At 41.6% G+C, this 21,057-nt stretch carries 23 protein-coding genes and 1 riboswitch; of the genes, 1 reads left to right on the top strand and 22 read right to left on the bottom strand.

Features of this window, described 5'->3' with window-relative positions:
• Positions 1–16: 16 nt before the first annotated feature.
• From IGI38_RS16600 to IGI38_RS16535, 14 genes are all read right to left on the bottom strand, one after another.
• On the bottom strand, positions 17–811 hold the full coding sequence (locus tag IGI38_RS16600) for a Cof-type HAD-IIB family hydrolase (RefSeq protein ID WP_438732610.1): 795 nt from the start codon (positions 809–811) through the stop codon (positions 17–19).
• Entirely contained in the window at positions 808–1,746 is a 939-nt protein-coding gene (locus IGI38_RS16595; RefSeq protein ID WP_438732608.1) for a glycosyltransferase family 2 protein, read from the bottom strand. The genes IGI38_RS16600 and IGI38_RS16595 overlap by 4 nt, the downstream gene beginning before the upstream one ends.
• Positions 1,739–2,707, bottom strand: a complete 969-nt coding sequence (locus tag IGI38_RS16590; protein WP_438732606.1) for an AraC family transcriptional regulator — start codon at positions 2,705–2,707, stop codon at positions 1,739–1,741. The genes IGI38_RS16595 and IGI38_RS16590 overlap by 8 nt, the downstream gene beginning before the upstream one ends.
• Before the next feature lie 257 nt (positions 2,708–2,964).
• On the bottom strand, positions 2,965–4,014 hold the full coding sequence (locus IGI38_RS16585; protein WP_438732605.1) for a hypothetical protein: 1,050 nt from the start codon (positions 4,012–4,014) through the stop codon (positions 2,965–2,967).
• Between the two features lie 388 nt (positions 4,015–4,402).
• Positions 4,403–5,338, bottom strand: a complete 936-nt coding sequence (locus tag IGI38_RS16580; RefSeq protein ID WP_438732603.1) for a M14 family metallopeptidase — start codon at positions 5,336–5,338, stop codon at positions 4,403–4,405.
• Between the two features lie 31 nt (positions 5,339–5,369).
• A complete protein-coding gene (locus tag IGI38_RS16575; protein ID WP_438732601.1) occupies positions 5,370–6,173 on the bottom strand; it encodes an ABC transporter ATP-binding protein in 804 nt (267 codons plus the stop codon).
• Entirely contained in the window at positions 6,166–6,951 is a 786-nt protein-coding gene (locus IGI38_RS16570) for an ABC transporter ATP-binding protein (RefSeq protein WP_438732599.1), read from the bottom strand. Before IGI38_RS16570 ends, IGI38_RS16575 begins: the two co-directional genes overlap by 8 nt.
• A gap of 13 nt (positions 6,952–6,964) precedes the next feature.
• Positions 6,965–8,524: an ABC transporter substrate-binding protein gene (locus tag IGI38_RS16565; RefSeq protein ID WP_438732597.1), complete on the bottom strand. Its 1,560-nt coding sequence runs from the start codon at positions 8,522–8,524 to the stop codon at positions 6,965–6,967.
• A 17-nt stretch (positions 8,525–8,541) separates the two neighbouring features.
• A complete protein-coding gene (gene nikC / locus IGI38_RS16560; protein WP_438732595.1) occupies positions 8,542–9,366 on the bottom strand; it encodes a nickel transporter permease in 825 nt (274 codons plus the stop codon).
• Positions 9,363–10,304 (bottom strand): nickel ABC transporter permease, encoded by a 942-nt coding sequence (nikB, locus tag IGI38_RS16555; RefSeq protein WP_438732593.1) that lies wholly within the window; start codon positions 10,302–10,304, stop codon positions 9,363–9,365. Before nikB ends, nikC begins: the two co-directional genes overlap by 4 nt.
• Positions 10,305–10,461: 157 nt before the next feature.
• Positions 10,462–10,635: riboswitch (cobalamin riboswitch) on the bottom strand.
• Positions 10,636–10,840: 205 nt separating this feature from the next.
• Positions 10,841–11,440: a short chain dehydrogenase gene (locus tag IGI38_RS16550; RefSeq protein ID WP_438732591.1), complete on the bottom strand. Its 600-nt coding sequence runs from the start codon at positions 11,438–11,440 to the stop codon at positions 10,841–10,843.
• Between the two features lie 16 nt (positions 11,441–11,456).
• A complete protein-coding gene (locus IGI38_RS16545; RefSeq protein ID WP_438732589.1) occupies positions 11,457–11,924 on the bottom strand; it encodes a cysteine hydrolase family protein in 468 nt (155 codons plus the stop codon).
• A 179-nt stretch (positions 11,925–12,103) separates the two neighbouring features.
• The gene (locus tag IGI38_RS16540) at positions 12,104–12,292 is read right to left on the bottom strand and encodes a CsbD family protein (protein ID WP_438732587.1); all 189 of its coding nucleotides are present in this window, start codon (positions 12,290–12,292) and stop codon (positions 12,104–12,106) included.
• A gap of 72 nt (positions 12,293–12,364) precedes the next feature.
• Positions 12,365–12,544, bottom strand: a complete 180-nt coding sequence (locus tag IGI38_RS16535; RefSeq protein ID WP_438732585.1) for a hypothetical protein — start codon at positions 12,542–12,544, stop codon at positions 12,365–12,367.
• Between the two features lie 74 nt (positions 12,545–12,618).
• On the opposite strand from IGI38_RS16535, the gene IGI38_RS16530 reads away from it, so the two are divergent.
• On the top strand, positions 12,619–12,798 hold the full coding sequence (locus tag IGI38_RS16530) for a hypothetical protein (protein WP_438732584.1): 180 nt from the start codon (positions 12,619–12,621) through the stop codon (positions 12,796–12,798).
• A gap of 29 nt (positions 12,799–12,827) precedes the next feature.
• Here the strand turns inward: IGI38_RS16530 and IGI38_RS16525 are convergent, their stop codons facing one another.
• The 8 genes from IGI38_RS16525 to IGI38_RS16490 all read right to left on the bottom strand — a co-directional run bounded on the left by IGI38_RS16525 (position 12,828) and on the right by IGI38_RS16490 (position 20,859).
• The gene (locus IGI38_RS16525) at positions 12,828–13,376 is read right to left on the bottom strand and encodes a dienelactone hydrolase family protein (RefSeq protein WP_438732582.1); all 549 of its coding nucleotides are present in this window, start codon (positions 13,374–13,376) and stop codon (positions 12,828–12,830) included.
• A gap of 105 nt (positions 13,377–13,481) precedes the next feature.
• Entirely contained in the window at positions 13,482–14,672 is a 1,191-nt protein-coding gene (locus IGI38_RS16520; RefSeq protein WP_438732581.1) for a MalY/PatB family protein, read from the bottom strand.
• The gene (locus IGI38_RS16515) at positions 14,659–15,705 is read right to left on the bottom strand and encodes a M42 family metallopeptidase (RefSeq protein WP_438732579.1); all 1,047 of its coding nucleotides are present in this window, start codon (positions 15,703–15,705) and stop codon (positions 14,659–14,661) included. The genes IGI38_RS16520 and IGI38_RS16515 overlap by 14 nt, the downstream gene beginning before the upstream one ends.
• The gene (locus tag IGI38_RS16510) at positions 15,689–16,768 is read right to left on the bottom strand and encodes a M24 family metallopeptidase (RefSeq protein ID WP_438732577.1); all 1,080 of its coding nucleotides are present in this window, start codon (positions 16,766–16,768) and stop codon (positions 15,689–15,691) included. The genes IGI38_RS16515 and IGI38_RS16510 overlap by 17 nt, the downstream gene beginning before the upstream one ends.
• Before the next feature lie 103 nt (positions 16,769–16,871).
• The gene (locus IGI38_RS16505) at positions 16,872–18,221 is read right to left on the bottom strand and encodes a PTS sugar transporter subunit IIC (protein ID WP_438732575.1); all 1,350 of its coding nucleotides are present in this window, start codon (positions 18,219–18,221) and stop codon (positions 16,872–16,874) included.
• Between the two features lie 15 nt (positions 18,222–18,236).
• Complete coding sequence (locus IGI38_RS16500; RefSeq protein ID WP_438732573.1) at positions 18,237–18,575, bottom strand: PTS sugar transporter subunit IIB; 339 nt, start codon at positions 18,573–18,575, stop codon at positions 18,237–18,239.
• Positions 18,576–18,601: 26 nt separating this feature from the next.
• Positions 18,602–18,928, bottom strand: a complete 327-nt coding sequence (locus IGI38_RS16495; protein ID WP_438732572.1) for a PTS lactose/cellobiose transporter subunit IIA — start codon at positions 18,926–18,928, stop codon at positions 18,602–18,604.
• 5 nt (positions 18,929–18,933) lie between these two features.
• On the bottom strand, positions 18,934–20,859 hold the full coding sequence (locus IGI38_RS16490) for a BglG family transcription antiterminator (protein ID WP_438732571.1): 1,926 nt from the start codon (positions 20,857–20,859) through the stop codon (positions 18,934–18,936).
• Positions 20,860–21,057 lie beyond the last annotated feature (198 nt).

Raw genomic sequence — 21,057 nt, 5'->3', positions numbered from 1 at the left:
GACCTATTTTATTGATCTATTTCAATAACTCTTCTAACACCTGCAGGACACCCGACTCATTATTCGAAGGGGCTTGATTCTTCGCAGTGGTCAACACATCAGGACTGCACTCTTTCATGGCGTAGCTGTGTTCCGTTAACGCCAGCATTTCCAAATCATTATTGGCATCGCCAAATGCGGCCAATTCATTCGGTTCGATCCCCCATTGATCTAACAAATAACTGATGGCTCGACCTTTTGTTACACCAGGAACAATAATATCAATACTGCCATGCCCACTAGTGACCGCCGTGATCTCATCAGCGAATAGTTCGTTTAACTGCGCGGCGATCTCATTGGTCTTCTCCACCTCAACATCCAAAGCAAATTTCACGATCGGATCTTCAGGCAGGTTGGCAAAATCTACCAATTCTTCCAGCCGATAACTGTAAATCCCAGCAAATTTTTTAAATTCTTCGCTGGCACTTTTCAGTACATACGAAGATGCGATCCCACAGGCTACAAACTCTAAATCATGGGCACCTTCAACTAGATACGTCATAATTTTTTCAGTTATTTCCTTTGAGAAATGTCGTTCCCGCTGCAATCCTTGATCATTAAAAATCAACGCGCCATTTTCCGACACATACGTAATCTCACAGTCAGCCTCAAAAAATGACCGCAACTGATAATACTGATTGCCACTGGCTACAATGAAACGAATCCCCTTTTCCTGCATTTGAAGAAATAACTGCTCAAACCGCGGTCGGTCATAGTCGTTTTGACTATTTAAAAATGTCCCATCCATATCTACTGCTACTGCCTTGATCATACGCTTCCTCCTTTGATAAGTTGTTGTAATACGTTCAATTGCAATTCAAAATTTTGTCGAGCTTTTTTATTTTCTGTATCCAAAATAAATCCACAAGATAAGTTCAATAGCGCAGCCAGCATCAGAAACCCAGCCGTAATCAGTGTCGGCATCCGTTCAACTAGGCCTGTGCGGAAATATTCTAAGAAGACTGGAATACCTAAAATGACTGCCAACACTGCTAAACAAGCAGCCACTGCACTGAAAAACAGTAGCGGACGATAATCTTTGAACAATTGAAAAATCGTCTTGATTACTCGCATCCCATCAGAGATCGTATTCAACTTCGAATCGCTGCCTTCAGGCCGATCACGATAATCTACCTCAACATTTTTGATTACAAAGTTTTTGTCCAGCGCATGAATGTTCATTTCAGTCTCAATCTCAAACCCTTTGCTTAATACCGGCATGCTTTTAGCAAAAAGCGGACTCAAGGCACGATAGCCTGTCAAAATATCCTTGATATTCCCTTTGAAGAAATAATTGATCAGGTTTCGAACGACGACATTGCCTGAGTTATGGAAGGGACGCTTATTCTCTGAAAAATACGTCGATGATAACCGATCACCCGTCACCATATCAGCACCATTCTCCAAGACCTCACGGCACAAATTGCGGGCATCTTTGGCCGGATAAGTATCATCTCCGTCCACCAGCAAATAACATTCCGCCTCGATCTCGCGAAACATTGTCCGCACCACATTGCCTTTTCCCTGCCGACTTTCTTTTTTGACCTTCACACCTGCCGCTTTGGCAATCGCGTAGGTCTCATCGGTGGAATTATTGTCATAAACATAAATCGTCCCTTCCGGTAATTCCTTTTTGAAATCATCAATCACCGCTTGAATTGTTTGGGCTTCGTTGTAACAGGGGATCAATACTGCAATTTTATCCAATCGAGCGTTCCTCTTTTCTTTGGTTTATTCGATAATTTTTCGGCGTTTGATTAAAACGATCTTTAAATAGTTTTCCAAAATAGCTGGCATTTTTGAACCCGCACTCTTGGGCGATACGATCAACTGTCCAATTAGTATTTAGCATCAGCGCGACAGCCAACGACATACGATAATCATTGATATACTCTATTGGTTTCTTTTGTGTAAAGCGGGCGAAAATTCGAAAACATTCTGAACGGCTGATACCGGCAAATTCACAAATCGTTTGAATCGTGATCCGCTCCATATAATTTTGCTGGATATAAGTCATCACAGCTTTGATTTCTTTTTCATATTTCTCTGGACGTTTTGTCAGAGGACACTTTTCTTGATCTAGTAAATGCAGAAACAGTTTTTCCCAGATCAGACTGAGTTTAGCAAGAATCCGCAACTCATAACCAGCCTGCTCCTCGATCGCTGCCAACCCAATCAATGCGGTGGACATTTCCTGCCCTATTGTACTGTCCCGCTCAAATTTCTTTCCAAGAAAACCTTCGTTGCTTAATGATTGAAAATATTTCTGATAGATTGTTCCCGCAACGCCGCCAGTCAAAATATCCGCTGAAAAAACGATCGTCAGCATCTCCGCCGAATCCTCATTTTCTCGTAACGCGGCTCCATGCAAACTATTCGAATAAACGATCATGCTGTCGCCCTCATTTAAAATAAAGCGTTGATCATTCAATCGATAATCCAGTCTTCCTTTTATCAATACATTCATTTCGATCGTCTCATGCCAATGGTAATTCAGGATCTGGCCAACCGTCTCATTAAAATCATCCTGCCAAATACCAAAGGGAAACGCATTGTCTGGAAACTCCATCAATTCTTTTAGATTACTATCTAAATAAAGCTCTTTCGCTAACACATCATCACCACTTTTGAAACTATTTTTATAGTTAACATCTAAATTATAGTCCATATACATAATTATTGAAACTATTTTTTTATCAGCATATGAATCATAACCGATTCTTATCTTGTTCAATGCACGCAAAAAGCACGAGAGAACGGATAGCTATCCGTTCTCTCGTGTTCAGCATAAACTTTGCAGACTCTATTTAATAAACCACCCTAAACATATTGTCCAAAGCTCTTATTAGTCCATACTTAAGAAGCCCAATCGTCTCACTTTTTTTCGATCAGACAGTTCGTATTAGGTTCATCTAAAGACAGACTTCACCTCTTCCTTCGATTTTTCGGTTTGCCTAACAGTTTGTTCACCTCTCGCTGAAGCTGTTTATCCTTACGCTCATTCATGATGCGTTCCATACTTTTTCCATAGTGCTCGTAAGTGGTATCTGGTTTTTGTAACATGTCCTTTGGCTTTATTTTTCCAGATAACTCACTATTCCCAGCCGTTTTCTTCGCTGGCGGAGCCGTTTCTTTAACCAAAGCCGCAGCATTTTGCGACAATTCGCCTGGTAAGGGATACTTCGCATCGATTTCTGCCATTAGTTCTTCGTGCGTCAACGCACGAACAGCCTCATCAGCGGACAAAGGAGACTGGGAACTTTTAGCAGATTGATCCGCCATAGATTGAATCAGAGCTTCATTTTTCGATCCAGCAGTCTTTTGATTCAGCGTATCTTGAGTAGTCTCCGTTTGTTCTACAGACATCTCCTCATGTTCGGCATCGATACAGGTTTTAGGACTTTTAAATTTTACGTATTCAGTAAAACGGCGAACGCCTGATACCTGAAAAATCGTCAAAGACGTCAATATCTTCAAGACTTCGCTTGTTTCAATTTCAGAACAAACCTTCTTAGCGTCCTTTAATGTCCAGGTATGTCTTTTGCCGTTGGCATCCTTGAATATCGAAACAATATTGAATTGATAATCGGAGACCTTCGATGTCTCCTGATTCTTCTTATCTAAAAGTGTTTTATATAAACAAGTTTCCTTGGTGAATTTTCTAAACTCCGCAGCATTACTGAATAGACGAAGAATAACCCCCTGCCATTCTTCGTCAGTAAAATAATCTTGAAAGAGCATGCAATATCGGCGCAGCGTATCGTTTGGTCGGGACATCAGCAAAATTTCGCGAAGCACCGTTTTGCAGGTGTCAGAAAAATCACTGACACACAAAGCCTGTCTTATAAGGATTGCTACAGCAAACTCCATTACAGTAGCAGTATTTTTCGTTTGTTGATAATACTGAACCAAGCGTTTCCGTAAGCCTTTTTCACCCATACAAAACAACTGTCTCTGCCCCAACACTACATCCATACTTTTCATCCTCCATCTTAATGTAATCGTTTCATTTTCTACATGATAGCTCAATGATAACGCCGATGTAAATAGGTTTCCAGAATACTCTTATTTAGATTTTTTTATTAAACCTTTGGGTAATAACGTTCCTGATTCTTTTATTTCTAAATCATTATCATAACTATTCATTTTAAATAACAAAAAGAGACGACTATTAGCACATCTTGACGTTTATAACCAAGAATTCTATTTTGAGGAGATATCTCTTAAATCGCTGGTTCGTCAAAATAATGTAATTGACTATAATTTTTTTACCTTCACATTCAAAAATCACGAAAAAAAAGAGCTGAATCGCTCAGCTCTCGTTTCATTTTATTAATACCTTTCCATCTCAATTTACACTTACCTACAAGCCATATGCAATCAATGACTCGCCTTCGTTAATCGGTAGCCCAGCGGCTTGATATAAAATCTGGCCTTCCTGTTCTGCAAAGACTTCCTTTAAAACATTGCCGAAAAAATCTTCGATCACGCCCAACAGCTGACCTTTTTGAACTAGATCGCTAATTTCACAGGTAGGCGTCCATAGACCAGTTGATGGACTATGGACGTAACAAACCTCCGTTAGTAATGGCAATTCCTTTTTATCTTCGAGTGGTTGTTCCAGCATTTTCAAATCGGCCATAATTCTAGCTGCGTCATCAACAAAGCCTTCGATTTCTTGAGCATGACATTCACCAAATCCGCCACGTTCGATCAGCAAAGCAGGAACTCCCATAGCGCATGCGCGATTGTAGGCTTCCGTTCGTCCTTTAGAAATGACTCCAAAGGGCAGATTCAAACAATTCGCGTGTTGACGGGCCTTTTTCAGTGCTGCCGGCTCGCCAACCCCTGGAACAAAGACAAAGGCATTTAATTTTTCTGATAGATCACCGCTATGAAAATCAAGATAAAAATCTGCCGTGGAAAAGGCTTCTTTTTCCAAAGTATAAGCAATCTTCTCAGATTCTGTCCCTAAAGGATTGCCTGGAAAACAGCGGTTGATGTTTTTTCCATCAGCCGGATTGACAAATGCTCTTCGCTCAAAGAAAGCTCGCTGATTGATGCATGGAAAGATTAACACATTTCCCGCAAGTCGGCTGGGATCAATTTTTCGAATCAATTGTTTTGCGGCCTCGATCCCCGGATATTCCGAGCCATGAATACCTGCAGTGATCAGCAGGGTCCGTCCTAATTGCCCGCCTTTAATGATAGTTGCCGGAAGCGTCACTGCTGTTTCCGCTACCTGAATATGGTACTGCTGCGTGCTAGAAGTTGGCTGATTTTCCAACAGATGTTTCATCAATTTTTCTCCTTTGTGCTTTCATGGATATCTAACCGTTCGTCAGCAAACGCTGGTTCACTTTGGCTAACGAGTAAACGGACTTGATCAATCGCTGCGTGTAAGGTACTTCTGAAGAACTCAATGATTGGTCAGAAGCTAATTGATCAACAATTTTGCCCTCTTGCATGACCAAAATAGCATGGGCAAACGATTGAACGAGTTCCAGATCATGACTAATAAACAGGATTGTCATATTATTTTTCTTTTGCAATTTGATCAGCAGATCAATGATACTTTTCTGTACAGAAACGTCCAAAGCAGATGTAGCTTCATCACAGATCAAAATCTCAGGATTTAACGCTAACGCTCGAGCGATACTTACCCGTTGACATTGGCCGCCGCTTAAATGGTGGGCATAGCGCTCCAAATATTCTTCAGAAAGCTCCACCATCGCCAATAATTCTTGAGCTTTTTTGCGCTTATCCTGTGGCTCCAGCCTTCGATAATTAAACAAGGGCTCTGTCACGACATCGATCACTTTCATTTTTGGATTAATCGAAGCAGCAGGTGCCTGAAAAACCATTTGAATCCTTGGTCTAAGTTGCCAAATCTCCCGTCTGTCTAAGGTCAACAGGTTCTTCCCATGGAAATGGATACTGCCGTGTGTAGGCTCTTCCATCAGCATCAGCATATTCACCAACGTTGATTTTCCCGATCCACTCTCACCAACGATTCCCAGTGTTTCCCCTTTTTCCGCAGTAAAAGTAAGCTGGTTGCAGGCGGTTAATACTTCTTTGTTGGGTAAAGTGAAATCTTTCGTCAATTCATTCACTTCTAGAATCATTTCAGACATAGGCTTCTCCTTCCAGCTCAGGAACCGAGGCTAAGAGTCTTTTTGTATAGGAGCTTTTAGGTGTATTGATTACTTCTAAAGGAGAACCTTGGTCGACGATCCGCCCCTTTTCCATCACAATCAACTGGTCCGCCATGTACGCCGCCATCGCCACATTATGAGTAACGAGAATAATCGCTGTGTTGAACTGTGTTCGAACGCGTAAAAGTTCGTCTACAATTTGTTCTTGTGTAACCACATCTAGTGCACTGGTAGGTTCATCCGCCAAAAGCAGCTTAGGATTGAAGGTCATCGCCATTGCAATACCGACTCGCTGACACATCCCACCGCTTAGTTGATGCGGATAACTGTTCATAATACTATGGGCATCTCTCAACTGCATTTTCGTCAGCATCTCTTCCGCTTGCTGCCGCGCCATTTCACGGCTTATTTCTTTGTGCTGAAGAATATATTCCTCATATTGCCGTCCAATTTTTCGAATGGGATTCAAGGACGCATTGCTATCCTGAAAAATCATGGAAAAGGCCGTTCCCCGCATCTGCTGCCACTGAGAAACTGTTTGCTGCAGCAACGCTCCCCCTTCAAACTGAATCTCACCAGTAATAGAGGTTTCTTTTGGTAACGCACCTAAGATGGCCTTCAGCACAGTAGATTTTCCACTGCCGCTCTCACCTACGATACAGATAATCTCACCACTTCGCAGGGTCAGGTCGAAGTCTTCCAGGCTGGAGGATTGATTTCCTTGATAACGAACAGATAGTTTCTCAATCTTTAGCATAAGCGCTCACTCTCTATTTAAACTTCACATCTTTTGTTAGCCAGTAGTAGTCCATCGGATACAATTCTAAGCCGGTCATCTGATCAGAATAGAACAAGTACGTTGTTTCATAACCAAAGAAAACTGTCGCGGCATCGTCCATAATCAGTTGCTGGATCTCAATATCTAAATCACGACGCTTATCTTCTTCAAAAGTGACCGCCAGCTCATCAATCAGCTTGTCGACCTTCTCATTTTTGTAACCCGCTTGATTCGATGGAGAGCTGCTATACCAGTTTTCTCGTAGATAATTTTCCGGATCGCCCGTATTCGCTACCAGCACATTCCAGATCAGCATATCAAAGCTGCCAGAGTCACGCATATCCAGCAATGTTTCGTAGCTCACCGTGTTCAATTTGACATTGATGCCAATATCCTTCAAGTTTGCCTGTGCCGCCTGTGCATAAATGTTCAGCTCTTCACGGCTAGTATAGATCACAAATTCTAACTCTAGCGGTTTTCCATCTGGCATTTCAACAAAACCGTCATCATCCGTGTCCTTATAACCAGCTTCGGCCAATATTTTTTTCGCTGAAGCTGGATCATAGGCATTTTCATCCTTTAATTCATCAAATCCAAAATCCAATGTCGGCGGAATCGGCGCCTTGCCTGGTGTTGCTCCGCCTTTTAATAATTTCTTCGCATAAGTTTCACGATCTAATCCGCGAATCAATGCCTGCCGCAGCTTCAAATCTTTCAGCGGGCCGTTTTGATTCATGAAAGAATACGTAGAGCGCAGAGACTCCAGCTTCATGTTCTTGATATCATCTTGTTTTTTGAACTCTTCTAGATTTTCAGTTTTTAAGTTATAGGCCACTTGGATTTCACCGTTTTGCAAGGCCATCGAACGGGTTGCCTGATCATCGATACATTTCATAGTGACTGTATCCAATGGTACTTCGCCATCCCAGTAATGTTCATTTTTAACCAGTTCGCAGTCCTCTGTTGGATTAAACTTCTTCACCGCATATGGACCCGTACAAATTGGCCCATCCTTAGCGAACGTATCCGTATCAGCCGTCGTATCAACAATCAAAAAGAGCGGATCTGCCAAACTTCCTGGAACAACCGCAGATGGCTTCTCTGTTTTGATTACTAATTGGTTGTCTTTTACTTCAATTGACTCTGGTTTAAAGAAGGTTTCACCTCGTGAGTTTAGCTTAAATGACCGTTCAAGCGAAGCCTTTACAATCTCTGGTGTCATTTCATTGCCATTAGAAAATTTCACATCCTCACGAATAGTAAAGCTCCAGGTCAATTCATCGTCACTAACAGACCACTCTTCTGCCAAACAGGGTTCGATCTTTCCGTCTTTATCAAAACGGACCAGGTTTTCACCAACCCCATAACGGGAAACGACCCAGCCAAAATATTGCTCAGTCGGCTCCAAAGTATCAGCGAAGCTTGTGACCCCGATCGTTACATTCTTCTCATCACTTTTTGCAGCCTCTTTCTCATTTCCGCAGCCTGCTAACCCGCCGATTCCCATGATCAACAAAACTGCTGCAATACCGCGGTTTACCCATTTTTTCATTTGATTTCCTCCTCGTATTAATTCTGCGTATCTAACAAATCACTTACACTATCGCCCAAAAGATTAAACGTCACTACTACTATGACCATCGTAAGGCCGGGATAGATCATCAGCCACGGCGCTGTTGTCAGATAAGTCCTCCCCTCGTTTAACATCAACCCCCACTCTGGAGCAGGTGCCTGCGCACCAAAGCCTAAAAAAGATAGGGCTGCAATTTCCAACATCAACGTTCCCATGTCAGTCATTGCTGTTATCAGCATTGGTGGAAAAATATTCGGTAAAATGTAGTGGGACATCAACCGTCTATTGCTGGTTCCTGTTACCAATGCAGCCTTCATGAATAAGCTCTCATTGATTCGCAGAACTAAACTGCGGGATAATCTGGCATATTTCGTCCAGCTGACAGCGGTTATTGCGATCACTGCATTGACCAAGTTTGGACCTAATACACCTGCGATCGCGATCGCCAGCACTAAACCGGGAAAAGAGATCATCATGTCCGCCAGACGCATGATCACATGATCCACCCAGCCGCCGAAAAAGCCCGCCAAAATACCTAAAAAAGTTCCTAATATAAAAATAATTCCTACCATGATCACCGTTGATCCTAATGAGGCCCGGGTTCCAAAAATAATTCTGGATAACAGGTCTCTGCCCAGCTTATCCGTCCCAAATTTATTGATACTGTTTGGTGCTGTCAGCGATTTGTTCATATCGGCTGATAATGGATCGAATGGGGCCAATTGCTCAGCAAACACTGCCACCAAAAGAATAATTATCAGTAAAACTAAAGAAATTGTCAGTTGTCGATTCGTTTGCAACAAAGCTAAGCGTCTTTTCATGATTTATGCTCCTTTAGTCGCGGATCGATCAATGGATAAGATAAATCAACGAAACAATTGATCGTCATATATAGTAAAGAGATCATTAGTACATAGCCCTGAATCAAAGGGAAATCACGACAAGCAATTGCCTTGACCGCCATATTCCCTAATCCCGGCCAGTTGTAAATAATCTCTACGACTGCTGTCCCGCCCAATAAACTTCCAAAAGACAAGCCTAAAATCGTTACTAACGGTAACAATACGTTGGTTAAAACATGACGAAGCAAGATCTTATTTTCTGGAATTCCCCGCATCCTGGCGCCGGTCACGTAGTCCTTATTCAATTCTTCCAGAACAGTAATTCGAACCTGCCGCGTATGTTTCGCAGACATCGCTATCGCTAAAGTCACTGCTGGTAAAATCAGCGAGCGCCCATCAGCTGTTCCGCCCGAAACAGAGCCCCAGCCTAAATTCACCCCAAAAATCCGTAATAAAATAAGCCCGATCCAAAAGCTAGGAATCGATATCCCGATAAATGAAAAGCCGCGGATCAAATAATCTAAGACTTTATTATGAAAAACCGCGGACAATACCCCTAAAGGAAAGGAGACGGCGATCATTAATAACAAGGAAGAGACCGCTAATGCCACTGTGGGAATCAGACACGAGAGTAATTTTTGAAAAACCGGAACTTTAAAGGAATAACTCATCCCCATATCCCCTGTCACTACACCCTTCAGCCAACCTCCGTACTGAACAAAGAAGGGCTGATCCAACCCCAGATCCTTTCTAGCCTGCGCTAATAATTCCGGTGTGGGAATATTTCCGCATTCTGTCAGCATGATTTCTGCCGGATCGCCTGGTGATAAATAAACCAGTAAAAAGGTCAAAAAACTGATGCCGAATAATACGATGATTATTTGAATGATTCGATGACTGCTCCTCTGAATACTCATTTTTCTCTCCTATTAGTTTCCACATACTTATCTGTTGTCTTTTCAACATGCCAAAAAACCCTAATTCAATGAATTAGGGCAAATTTATACGACAAAAAAACAGTATTATCCAACCTCTGTCTGATTGCAGTATAAAAGAATTTCCCAATCCATTCTCTTATCGCTCCCAACAAAGGTATCCTGACTTTGCATCATCCTACTCTCAAGCCTTCCCGTAAAGTGGCTTCATTGATTTCGTCCGCGTATACAGTAGAAAGGGGCTGCTGAGGATTTTCACCTCATTCCCTTTGTTGAATGCGTTTTCTTTAGCTAAATTGTAAAGGAACTTACTTGAGAATCATACATTTCCCAAATAGGTCAGCCAGAATTTCACAAATCCGAAAAGGAAAAGGCAAAATATTACTATTTTTCTTATTAATTATTGATTAAGCTGTCTAAACTGCTTGAAAGGAATTTTAGCCAGTAATCCGTTCGATAAACTGTCCTTTTTTCCATAAAAAAAATCACTTCCGTTTTTTTTCGAAAGTGATCCTTTTTTAATAAACTTGGTATTCTTGTCCCGTTTGCTTGCCTTCAACACTTTTTACATAAGCCATCGCTACACGCTCTGCCGGTACAGGAACAAAGCCTTTAAATGAATCTTGATACTTATCATAGGATTCCACCAAAACATTCGGACTGACACAATTGATTCGAATCCCCTGGGTAAAGTCGATCGCCGCTGCTTTTACAAAGGCGCTAACACCGCCGTTCGCCATCGCGGCCGACGCTCCGCCAGGAATCGGATCATCCTTCATGATCCCTGTCGTCAAGGTTATACTGCCATCCCGACGCAAATATTTTTGTCCGATCAACGCCAAATTGATTTGTCCCAGTAACTTGCTTTGCACCGCCACCATGTTGTCTTCTGGTGTCATTTCTTCTACTAATTGAAACTTCGCGGTCCCCGACGCATTCACAATCGCATCTATATGACCGACTTTTTTAAACATCGCTTCGATACTGTCCACCGAGGTCAAATCGACTTGGATATCCCCGCTTGTTCTGCCTGCTAAAATTAATTCATGCTGTTCATTCAATTTCTCAACGATAGCCTGTCCGATCGTTCCTTTACCGCCTACTACTAAAATACGCACTATCATTCGCTCCTTTTCATTTTTCTAAATAGTCGCTAGTGGTCATTGTCGTGACCCCAGAATTTTTCAGTTTCTTGTTCCATATATTTCGCATAGGCTTAATAACAGAGTCGTGAGCATCCTCAATCAATGTCACAGGGAAATTTTCAGCCAGCGCGCCTTTACAGGTGCTCTGAACGCAAGCGTTACTCATCAATCCAACCACCACAAACTCTTTAAACTCATGTTCCGCAATCAACGATCTAAATTCTGACGCTTTAAAGGTATTCATCTGAACCTTTGTTATGGTGAGGTCATTCGCCTCACGATGCAAACTCTTTGAAAGCTCCCCATATCCGGTCTTTTTAATAAAAACGACTGGGCGCCCTGCTTTATGAAAATGATCGATCAAGTCATTCACATGCTTTAAAAGCTTTTCTTTTCCAATCAATGGTGCTAATGTTCCAGTCTGGATGTCTACAACCAACAGTGTCGGTCCCGTCACTTCTCCTTCCTCCCTCCGTTTTCTTCTACCCTATTATAAAACAAACAAAAAAGGCTTTCATTAAAAACTGAAGCCTCAACACTAGCAATCATTCATTTTTTTACCCTACTCTCACTAGAACATTAATCAAACGAAAACGTCGGTCAAAAAAAGACCTGCCATATCAGCAGGTCCACAAATTAATCTTCTTTTTCTTTGTCGATTTTTTTGTTGATTTTACCAGCAACATCATCTGCTGTCTCTTTTACTTTGTCTTTTGCTTTGCCGAAGCCTTGTTGAATCTTTCCTTTTAATTCAGTTGATTCATCGTCGGTAACTTTTCCTTTTGCTTCGTTCACTTTACCTTTTAGTTCATCGTTGTTTGCCATAATAAACACTCCTTTGATAAAATAATCGAAATTTATTTCTAAAATTATTTTACCATCGAGAAATTTAGATGGCTAAGAATCTGCTTGCAGATCTAAAAGGCGTTCGGCCTGTTGGATTTCCTGCTTCACTGATTTGATCCGCTCATCCTTTAACTCACTAAAGTAATCTAACTGCTTTAATCGTTCCAGCTCGATTTTCGCTGCGGCTAACTCTGCCCGCGCCTCAATAAGAACGCTTTCATTCATTTCCATTGTATAATTCCTCCCAAGCATCATGTACCGACCATCAACTAATTCTATGCTACACTGCTTTCGAGGTGAAGTAAATGCGAAACACATGGTTGCAGGAACAATTAGCCGCGATTTCAGATGAAAAGTATCATTTTATCGTCGACGAAGCAGTTAAATACATCGAACAATTAGAAGATGACAATGAAAGTCTGCAGGTCGCTTTGGAAGGCAATATCTGGAGCCCCAAAAAATGGAACGAAAAAGCAGAGAAGTAGCCCGCTGATTAAGGGCTGCTTCTCTGCTTTTAAGTGTTCCTGATAAAACAGTCAATTTCTCTTTGCGCTTCTCTCGCGACATCCTCATTATAATTCGAAGAATAAGAATCAAGAAAACCATGCTCCGCTTCAAATAAGCGAGTAGTAACATGCTGCTTCTTGTTTAAATCTAGAACCAATGGCTCCACTGAAAAAGCTGATTCTTGTGAAAAAAGCAGGAGTGTCTTGCATGTAGGGGTGATTTTAAGATGGTCTCTGATTCTAGAACCGTAACAGGCGATCACGCCATCACAAGACTCTTCTTCACTACAAAGCCATGCCAGTGTCCCGCCAACACTATAGCCTATAACATACACGAACTCATGAAGCATGGTTAATTCCTCGATCAAGTCAGCGACTCTTTTTCGCATATCGGCTTGATTCAGAGAATAATAATACGCATAGGCCTGCTCAGCCTCCTGATAAGAAAAAGGCGCGCGCGCCAAAAAATTCGGACAATAAACGTAAAAACCCATTTTTTCAAAATAATCAATTTGATCACACATAAAATCATTGACGCCATAAATTTCATGGAGCATTAAGATCGCTTTACTAATTAAGATCACCCTCGTTTTAGTTTATTTTAACAGAGTCGAAGGGATTATTAAGCCTTGATTTCTATATTGCACAAAAAAGACCCTCTGCTAAGAGGATCTTTCATCTAACCATCGAATTGCCCGCATCAAACGTTGGGCTCCGTCGATTATTTTTTCTTTAGGAGCGCCTAGATTGAAACGCAGATAGGTATCTCCTTCTGGTCCATAAGTCGCGCCTTTCATAATCGCGACCTTTTCTTGTTTTACTAAAACATTCTGTAGTTCTCCCATCGTAAAAGGTAAATCTTTGATATTGATCCAGCCAAGATAGGTCGCCTCAGGAATGGCAAAATGAATGCGGGGATCACTATCGATTATTTTTTTTAATTCAGCAAAATTTTCATCAACTGTCTGATTTAATTCTTCCACCCATTTTTTTTGATTGTTGTAGCAATCCATGGTGGCCAATAATGCAGGATATGGAATCGAAGATAAGCCATCCCGTCCTTTTAAAATACTCAGAAATTTTTCTCGAAAGTCAGCATCTGAGAATAATGCATAAGAACCGCCCAGCCCTGGAGAATTAAAGGTTTTTGAGGCTGATGAGATTAAGACAACAGGAACCTCAATGTGATCAATAAATTTCAAAATCGGCAAATGCTGCTGTCCAGGTCGGCGAACATCCATATGAATCTCATCGCTGATAATCGCGACGTGATATTGATTACATAACTCGATTAATTGGGCTAATTCTGTTTCTGTTAATACTCGCCCAGTCGGGTTATGAGGATTGCATAACAGAAAAATTGCTGGTTTCTCGGCAGCAAAAACTTTTTCTAACGCTGTAAAATCAACGGTGAAGGCTTCATTCTGATTTGTCAGGGAAAAACCGACTAATTTCCGATCATTGCCGCCAATACAATTGAAAAAAGCATCATAACACGGAGTGAAGGTCACAACCTTATCCCCTTGTTGGCTTAATAATTGGATACAAACCGATAAGCTGTAGATCACACTAGGAGAGTAAACACACCATTCAGGATCAATGGCGCAAGCAAATTCCTGTTGGAACCAGCAGCTGATACTTTTCTTGTAGTCCAAATGATTCCAGCGAGTGTAGCCAAAGAAACCACGGGTAACTGCCTCATCCAACACTTTGATCGTTCCATCAGGAATCATAAAATCTGTATCTGAAATGGAAAAAGGCAACAAATCCTTTTCGCCGAAGCGGTCTTGAACATAATCCCATTGGGTCGAATAAGTGCCGTATCGTGAACGCGGCTCGTTAAAATTGCTCAAGATCGATACCTCCTTCATCTAATGACCGAATAACCGCAGATAACAAATCGATCGTTGCTTCCACATCAGCAATTTCCACAATCGAATTCCATGAATGGCAATAGCGAACCGGTACGCACAAGACTAAAGTCGGTTTTCCAGCAAATAGTTGAACCGATCCGGCATCCGTACCACCCCCGCCCAGCAGATCATACTGCCACGGAAGTTGATTTTTATCGGCGACTTCTTTACAGTAGTCTAATAATTTTATATTCCCTAGCGCAGTTTTATCTGCTAAAACCAGACCTGGTCCATGCCCTTGAACACGATTTTCAAATTCTGCTGCTTTGGGCGTATCTTTCCCATTGGCGACATCAATCACGATATTAATCTCGGCATCAACCTGTGCCGCCGCAACTTTCGAGCCGCGTGTTCCTGCCTCCTCTTGAACCGTTCCAACACCGATAACTTCAATAGTTTTTGTTTTTACTTGATTTTTAACTTGTGCCATTACGGTACAGGCTACTCGATCATCCAATGCTTTTCCAATGACTTTTTCCTGATTGAAGCTTTTCTTCGCCTGCGTATTGGGTAAAATCATGTCACCGATCTGTAACCCTGCTTCTTCTAATTCGACGTTTGAATGAACGCCAAAATCAATGTACATTTCGTTGATTGGAACAACTTCGGACATTTTATGACTTGTTTTGGGCAGCGTTCCCACAATTCCTTCTAAAATGGCTCCATTTTTGCGACAAGTCGCCCTTACCTGCTGTCCCAAAACCACATGACCCCACCAGCCGCCAATTGGATAAAAATAGACAAAACCATCTTCCGTTATGCGATGGACGAAAAAACCCACCTCGTCCATATGAGCATACAACGCGATTTTTTTCTTCGTTGTTTTCAAGTCACCAAAATAAAGATTACCGAAAGTATCCTTTGTTACTGGTGCTTGAATCGTTTCTTGCATAGCGGCTTGGACTTGTGCTTCTTGTCCCGGCAGTGCGTCTAAATTGGATAATTTCATCAATAATTTATCGGTTGCAGTCAATTGTCATCCACTCCTTGCTAAACTGAGTCAAAATCTCGGCGTTCCCGACTTCATTCACAAACACATCATCCTCGATGCGAATTCCGAACCTATCTGGCAGATACACGCCCGGTTCGATCGTAAAGCTCATATTCTTTTCGATGGTCAAGAACTCTTTGGGTGCCAAGGCAGGATATTCATGGCAAGAAAGTCCGATCCCATGCCCCAGATTATGACTGAAATACTGAGCAAGATTTTCTTTTTCCAAAGCCTGTCGCGCCGTTTGGTCAATCGTCCCTAACGCTTTCCCGACAGCCACCGCCGTGATTGCTTGTTCTTGGGCAGTGAGAACTTTTCGATAGGTTGCTTTGATTGCTTCAGCTACTTCACCAAAAGCAAACGTTCGAGTGATATCTGAATAATACCCCTGATAGATCGAACCAAAATCGATCATAATCAGCTCATCGGCTTCAATTTTTTTCTGACTTGCATGAGCATGAGGCAAAGCAGTCCGTACACCTGAAGCTACGATCGTTTCGAAAGCGGGGCCCTCGCTGCCTAATTTTTTGCTGCGATAGTCGATTTCATTCGCTAGTTCCAATTCTGTCATGCCAATACGAATCAGCGGCAGGATCACTTCCAGCGTCTGATCAGCGATCAGCGCCGCTTGTTTGATCAGACGGATTTCCTCTGGCGTTTTGATCATTCGCAATTCTTCAATAATATTCTCCGTTGCGACAAGACCTCCATTAACTTCTTCCATTAAAACCTGGAAGCTTTTAAAAGTCTGATAAGCAATCGTTCCTGCTTCAATTCCCAGCGTTGTGCCTTCAACAAAAGGACGTAATGTTTCAATTAAACTTCCGCCAACAGGTATATCACAAATTTCGACCCCTCGAGTTTGCTGCTGAGCCTGCTGTGTATAACGGCCATCAACAAATAGACGCAACTCTTTTTCTGTGACTAGCAATAATCCATTCGATCCTGTAAAGCCGCATAAATAGCGGCGATTGATTTTATCCGTTACCAAAAGTCCTGCTAATTTTTCTTCAGCTAATTTTTTCCGTAATTCAGCTATTTTCATTCGTTGCACTCCCAATCCCTATTAAGGTATTTATTTTTTACATCGAAAGAAATTCATCTGGCATCCTTAAAACAAAAAGGACAGTCGCAACTGTCCTTTTTGGCTAGAAATCAATATCTGTTAAATATTGTTCGTCGTCATCTGAAATGACAGAGTTGGCTTTTTCTGCTTCTAATAATGCTTCTCGTTCTAATTCTTGTTTTTCTAACACTTTAAAGAACGGCAAGTATAAACCAAAAGACATCGCGACTTGAATCACTTGGATAATGATTGCCCGCCAGTCAAAGCCGGTCAGAAAGCCTTCCATAAATACTGGTACGTACGGCGGATCAAAAATCGGGAAGTTCAACAATCCTAATTTCATACAAATCATTGGGAACATACCCACTAGGGCACCGCCGAAGATAAATGGAATCATCAAGACTGGATTCAAAATAATCGGCACACCGAAAAGTACGGGTTCATTGATACCAAATAGCGACGGCAGCAAGGCTACTGCTCCGACTTTTTTATAGCGTAACGACTTACTGATCAGCATCGCTAAAACTAGACCAATCGTAACTCCTGAACCAGAGAAATTTGCAAAAGCTGACAAGGTTCCATTTGTAATCACGTGCTGTAAAGGTTCCCCAGCTTCATGAGCGGCAATGTTTTCTGACAAATACTGTACCGCAATCGGTGAAAGGATCGGAGACAATACAGCTGAATGAATTCCGAAGAACCAAAAAACTAGACGTAAAACTAAGACAAAGTAAATGATCCATAATGAATCAAGACTGCCGATTGCTGGTGCTAAAACATTCATAATCACTTGCGGCAGCAGCACACCGCCAGACAAACTATCCGTCACTGCCCGGATCACGATGAACAAAATTCCGATCGCGGCAGTTGGTGTAATCAACTCAAAGGAACTAGAAACAAAATCCGGCACCCCTTCAGGCATTTTAATGACCAATTTATGCTTCGTAAAGAACTGATAAATTTTTACTGAAATAATAGCAACAAAGATTGCCGTGAATAACCCCTTTGAATCTAGATATGAAGCAACGATATTCCCATTGTCATCGACATCCATCGCGACGATCAAAAAAGCAATCGCTGAAAGCATCATAGAGCCGACGGTATACAATTTATAGTGTTCACTCAGAAAATACGAGATTGCTAAAACAGCATATAACCCAACCAAACCTAGTGAGACCTTCGAAATAATCCCAAAAATATACCCATAATTCTCAAACCAATTTGCAACTGCCTGTGTCTTGATAAACTCTGGGATAGACGGGAAGATCGCTGCGATAGAACCCAATAATAGTACCGGGGTCATCACGACCATCCCTTTTTTAATAGCAGTTAAGTACGGATTACTGTCAACTTTGTTGGCAATTGGAACCAATGTTTTACGAATGAATGCTTCTACCTTTTCAAAGGCACCCTGTTTCTTTGGATTTTCCATTTTTTTCGCTCCTAACTATTGATTTTTCAATGCTTGATTTTTGCGATAAGCCACTAATGCTTGTTTCATCACGGTCGCGCCATCCATTGATCCATAAATATCTGAAGTCAATAGAACAGTCGGTTTCTCTGCTTTCTCCGCTTCACCTTTAATAAAATCATATTTGTGACTCAATTGCGGGCCAACCAAAATTACATCATAGTCATTGATGTAGCGTTCCAATTTATCGACACCGATCGCTTCCATTGGATAATCCTTTTCATCCAAATTTTTTGATTCTTTGACAATTTTCTTCATTGACTCCATCATCATGGTTGTTGAGAAGCCCCCAGCACAAACTAGTAATGTTTTCATGTGATATCCCCCTAAAAATTTTTATCTTAATGCAAAGCTTTAGCTTCGCTTTGTTCCTTTAACATACCGATCATTTCTTCGATCAAATCACGAGCTAAAATGCTGGTCATCAAATGATCCTGGGCATGAACCATCAATAAGCTCGTTTCCGTTTTATCCCCATTGATTTCTCCCGTGATCAATTTTGTCTGCACATCATGAGCATCGATACTTTTCTCTTTGGCCTCTTGCATCTTAGCCTCAGCCTCAGCAAACTTGCCTTTTCGTGCGAGTCGTAACGCTTCAAACGCAGAGCCTCGCGAATCTCCTGCTGCAGAAATAATTTTGAAAATATCCATTTCTTGATCGCTCATTCTTTTTATCCTTCTTTCATTAAACTTTTCATATAAGACGTGAAGTCTTGAAAATGTGTGATTTTTTGTAGTTGATTATCTAACATCGGATCATCCATCATTTTGATCATTAGACGACTGATTTCCTTATGCAGATTCAAATGGTCTTTCTTGATGTTGATCAGAAAAATGACCCTGACCTGCTTTTCACGATATATCAACGGTTTTTTCAACAAAACCACGTCGATAACCTCTTTGAGTGCCGCCTGCTCCATAGGATGGGGACCAGCGATTCCATGTTGATAAATCGTATCGATCATCTTTTCTCGTTCTAAAACACTTTGCTTAAACCCTGACTCGACCCAATTCTGTTCTTCCAAACGAGTCCCTTCATTTTCTAAAACGTGCAGATAATCTGGCGCCGTCTCCAAGATCTGAAACCAGTTGGGATCAAACAAACTAAGAATAAATTGGTTAACGTCATGCACCTTGTTTTGCGACTCCCGTAGCAAATTCAGATCTTTTTCGATTTTACTGATTTCCGCCTGGCTCAAAATCGTCTTCGTAAAAATGATCGGAATCTCAAAATTGGCCTGTTCAAGTGGAACTGTTGAGATCAGCAGATCAAAGCTTGAATCGATTTGATCGATCTCATTTAACGCGAAGGTCGCCACCTCAGCATTACTAAATAGTCGTTCCAAATTGACTTTTAATAAATATGCGGCTCCGCCACCTGTCGAACAAATCACCGCAATCTTTTGATAATCCTCGATCAGCTGATTGGATTGTTTTTCCAAACTAGCCGCAAAGTAAATCGCCACGTAACCAATCTCGTCTTTACTAATGTCTGCATCGAGGTCTTCATTCAGCTCATTGATGAAAACCATCGCGACATTAAAAACATTGGCATATTGTGTGTATATGTCTTCAATGATCGGATTCTCTAATTGATGGCCTGTATACAACCGCTGAAGCAGCGGCGCCACATGCATCAATAAGGCATTGGCTAGGTCTTGATCCTCCCGAAAATGTGTATGGTAGCGTCGGTCAACCTGCTCCAATGCTTTTTCGATCGCCAGTTTCAATTGCTGATTACTGGCTGGATCATCCAAAACAGTAAATTTCCCGCGAAGCTGTTCTTCCAAGTATTTTTTTTCAGCACTGGAGAATGTCAGCTGATAAGTAGCTTCTAAGTAAGCCACTAATTTTTCTGTTAAGCGATCAAAATCATCACTCGTTTTACTTTCCTCCGCCTCTTCGCCACTCAAGGTATTGTTTTGCAGAATCCGGAAACAAAGCAGCCGAATGTGCTGAACCACATTTTCAAAAACAATGTCTCCGATCTTCAGTTGATTAGCCAACAGCTGTCTTTTTAAAAACTGCCGCAATCCTTCTTCATTAAAGACGAAGTTGAACTCCTTGTATTTTTCTGTCAATACGGGCGTGCGGATGGTATTGCGGATCAGATACAGAATCGCTCTGCGCTTTTTACTTTCCGACCCAATAATCCTTAAACCATAGTGGGCTTTGCTGAAAAGGGTCAGTCCATATCTTTCACAAAACTGCTCCACCTGTTTGATGTCCGCCTTGACTGTAGATAAACTCACATCCAGCCATTCAGCAATCTGCTGCATCGTGATATATTCCTCATGAAATAGAAGCAGCAGTTCGACATTTTTGATCCGCTCCTGTGGACTGGAGCTATCAACCTGTTCCTGCCGTGTCAAACGCGTCAGGTACCTTCGAAAAGTTGTTAGGTCCGTAATTTCCAGCTGATAACCGGCCGCTCGTATACGGTTGATCGTAAAGCCTTCCGTTACACCAATTTCCTTTAACCACTTGATATCATTCGCAAGCGTTCGTTCAGATATTTGAAACGCGGCCGCCAATGCTTTGGGAGCAATCGCCTGCTTCTTCATATATAAGTATTCAACAATTTTTTCTTGTCTCATAACTACCTCCCGCTTACATGTAAACTATACAATGTAAGCCCTTTACTTAAAATGGCAAGATTTTCCAATAATAAATGCAAAAATAAACTGAAAGAGATCTTCATTATTAAAGCATAGCGATCACTCCTACTAAAGCAATCAAAAAAACTTTCACTTAAATTAGCAGCAAGAAAAAACCTGATACAAATCATCAATGAC

Source organism: Enterococcus sp. AZ128 (assembly GCF_051714485.1).
Classification (GTDB): Bacteria; Bacillota; Bacilli; order Lactobacillales; family Enterococcaceae; genus Enterococcus_A.
This window is presented reverse-complemented; position numbering and strand designations above follow the sequence as displayed.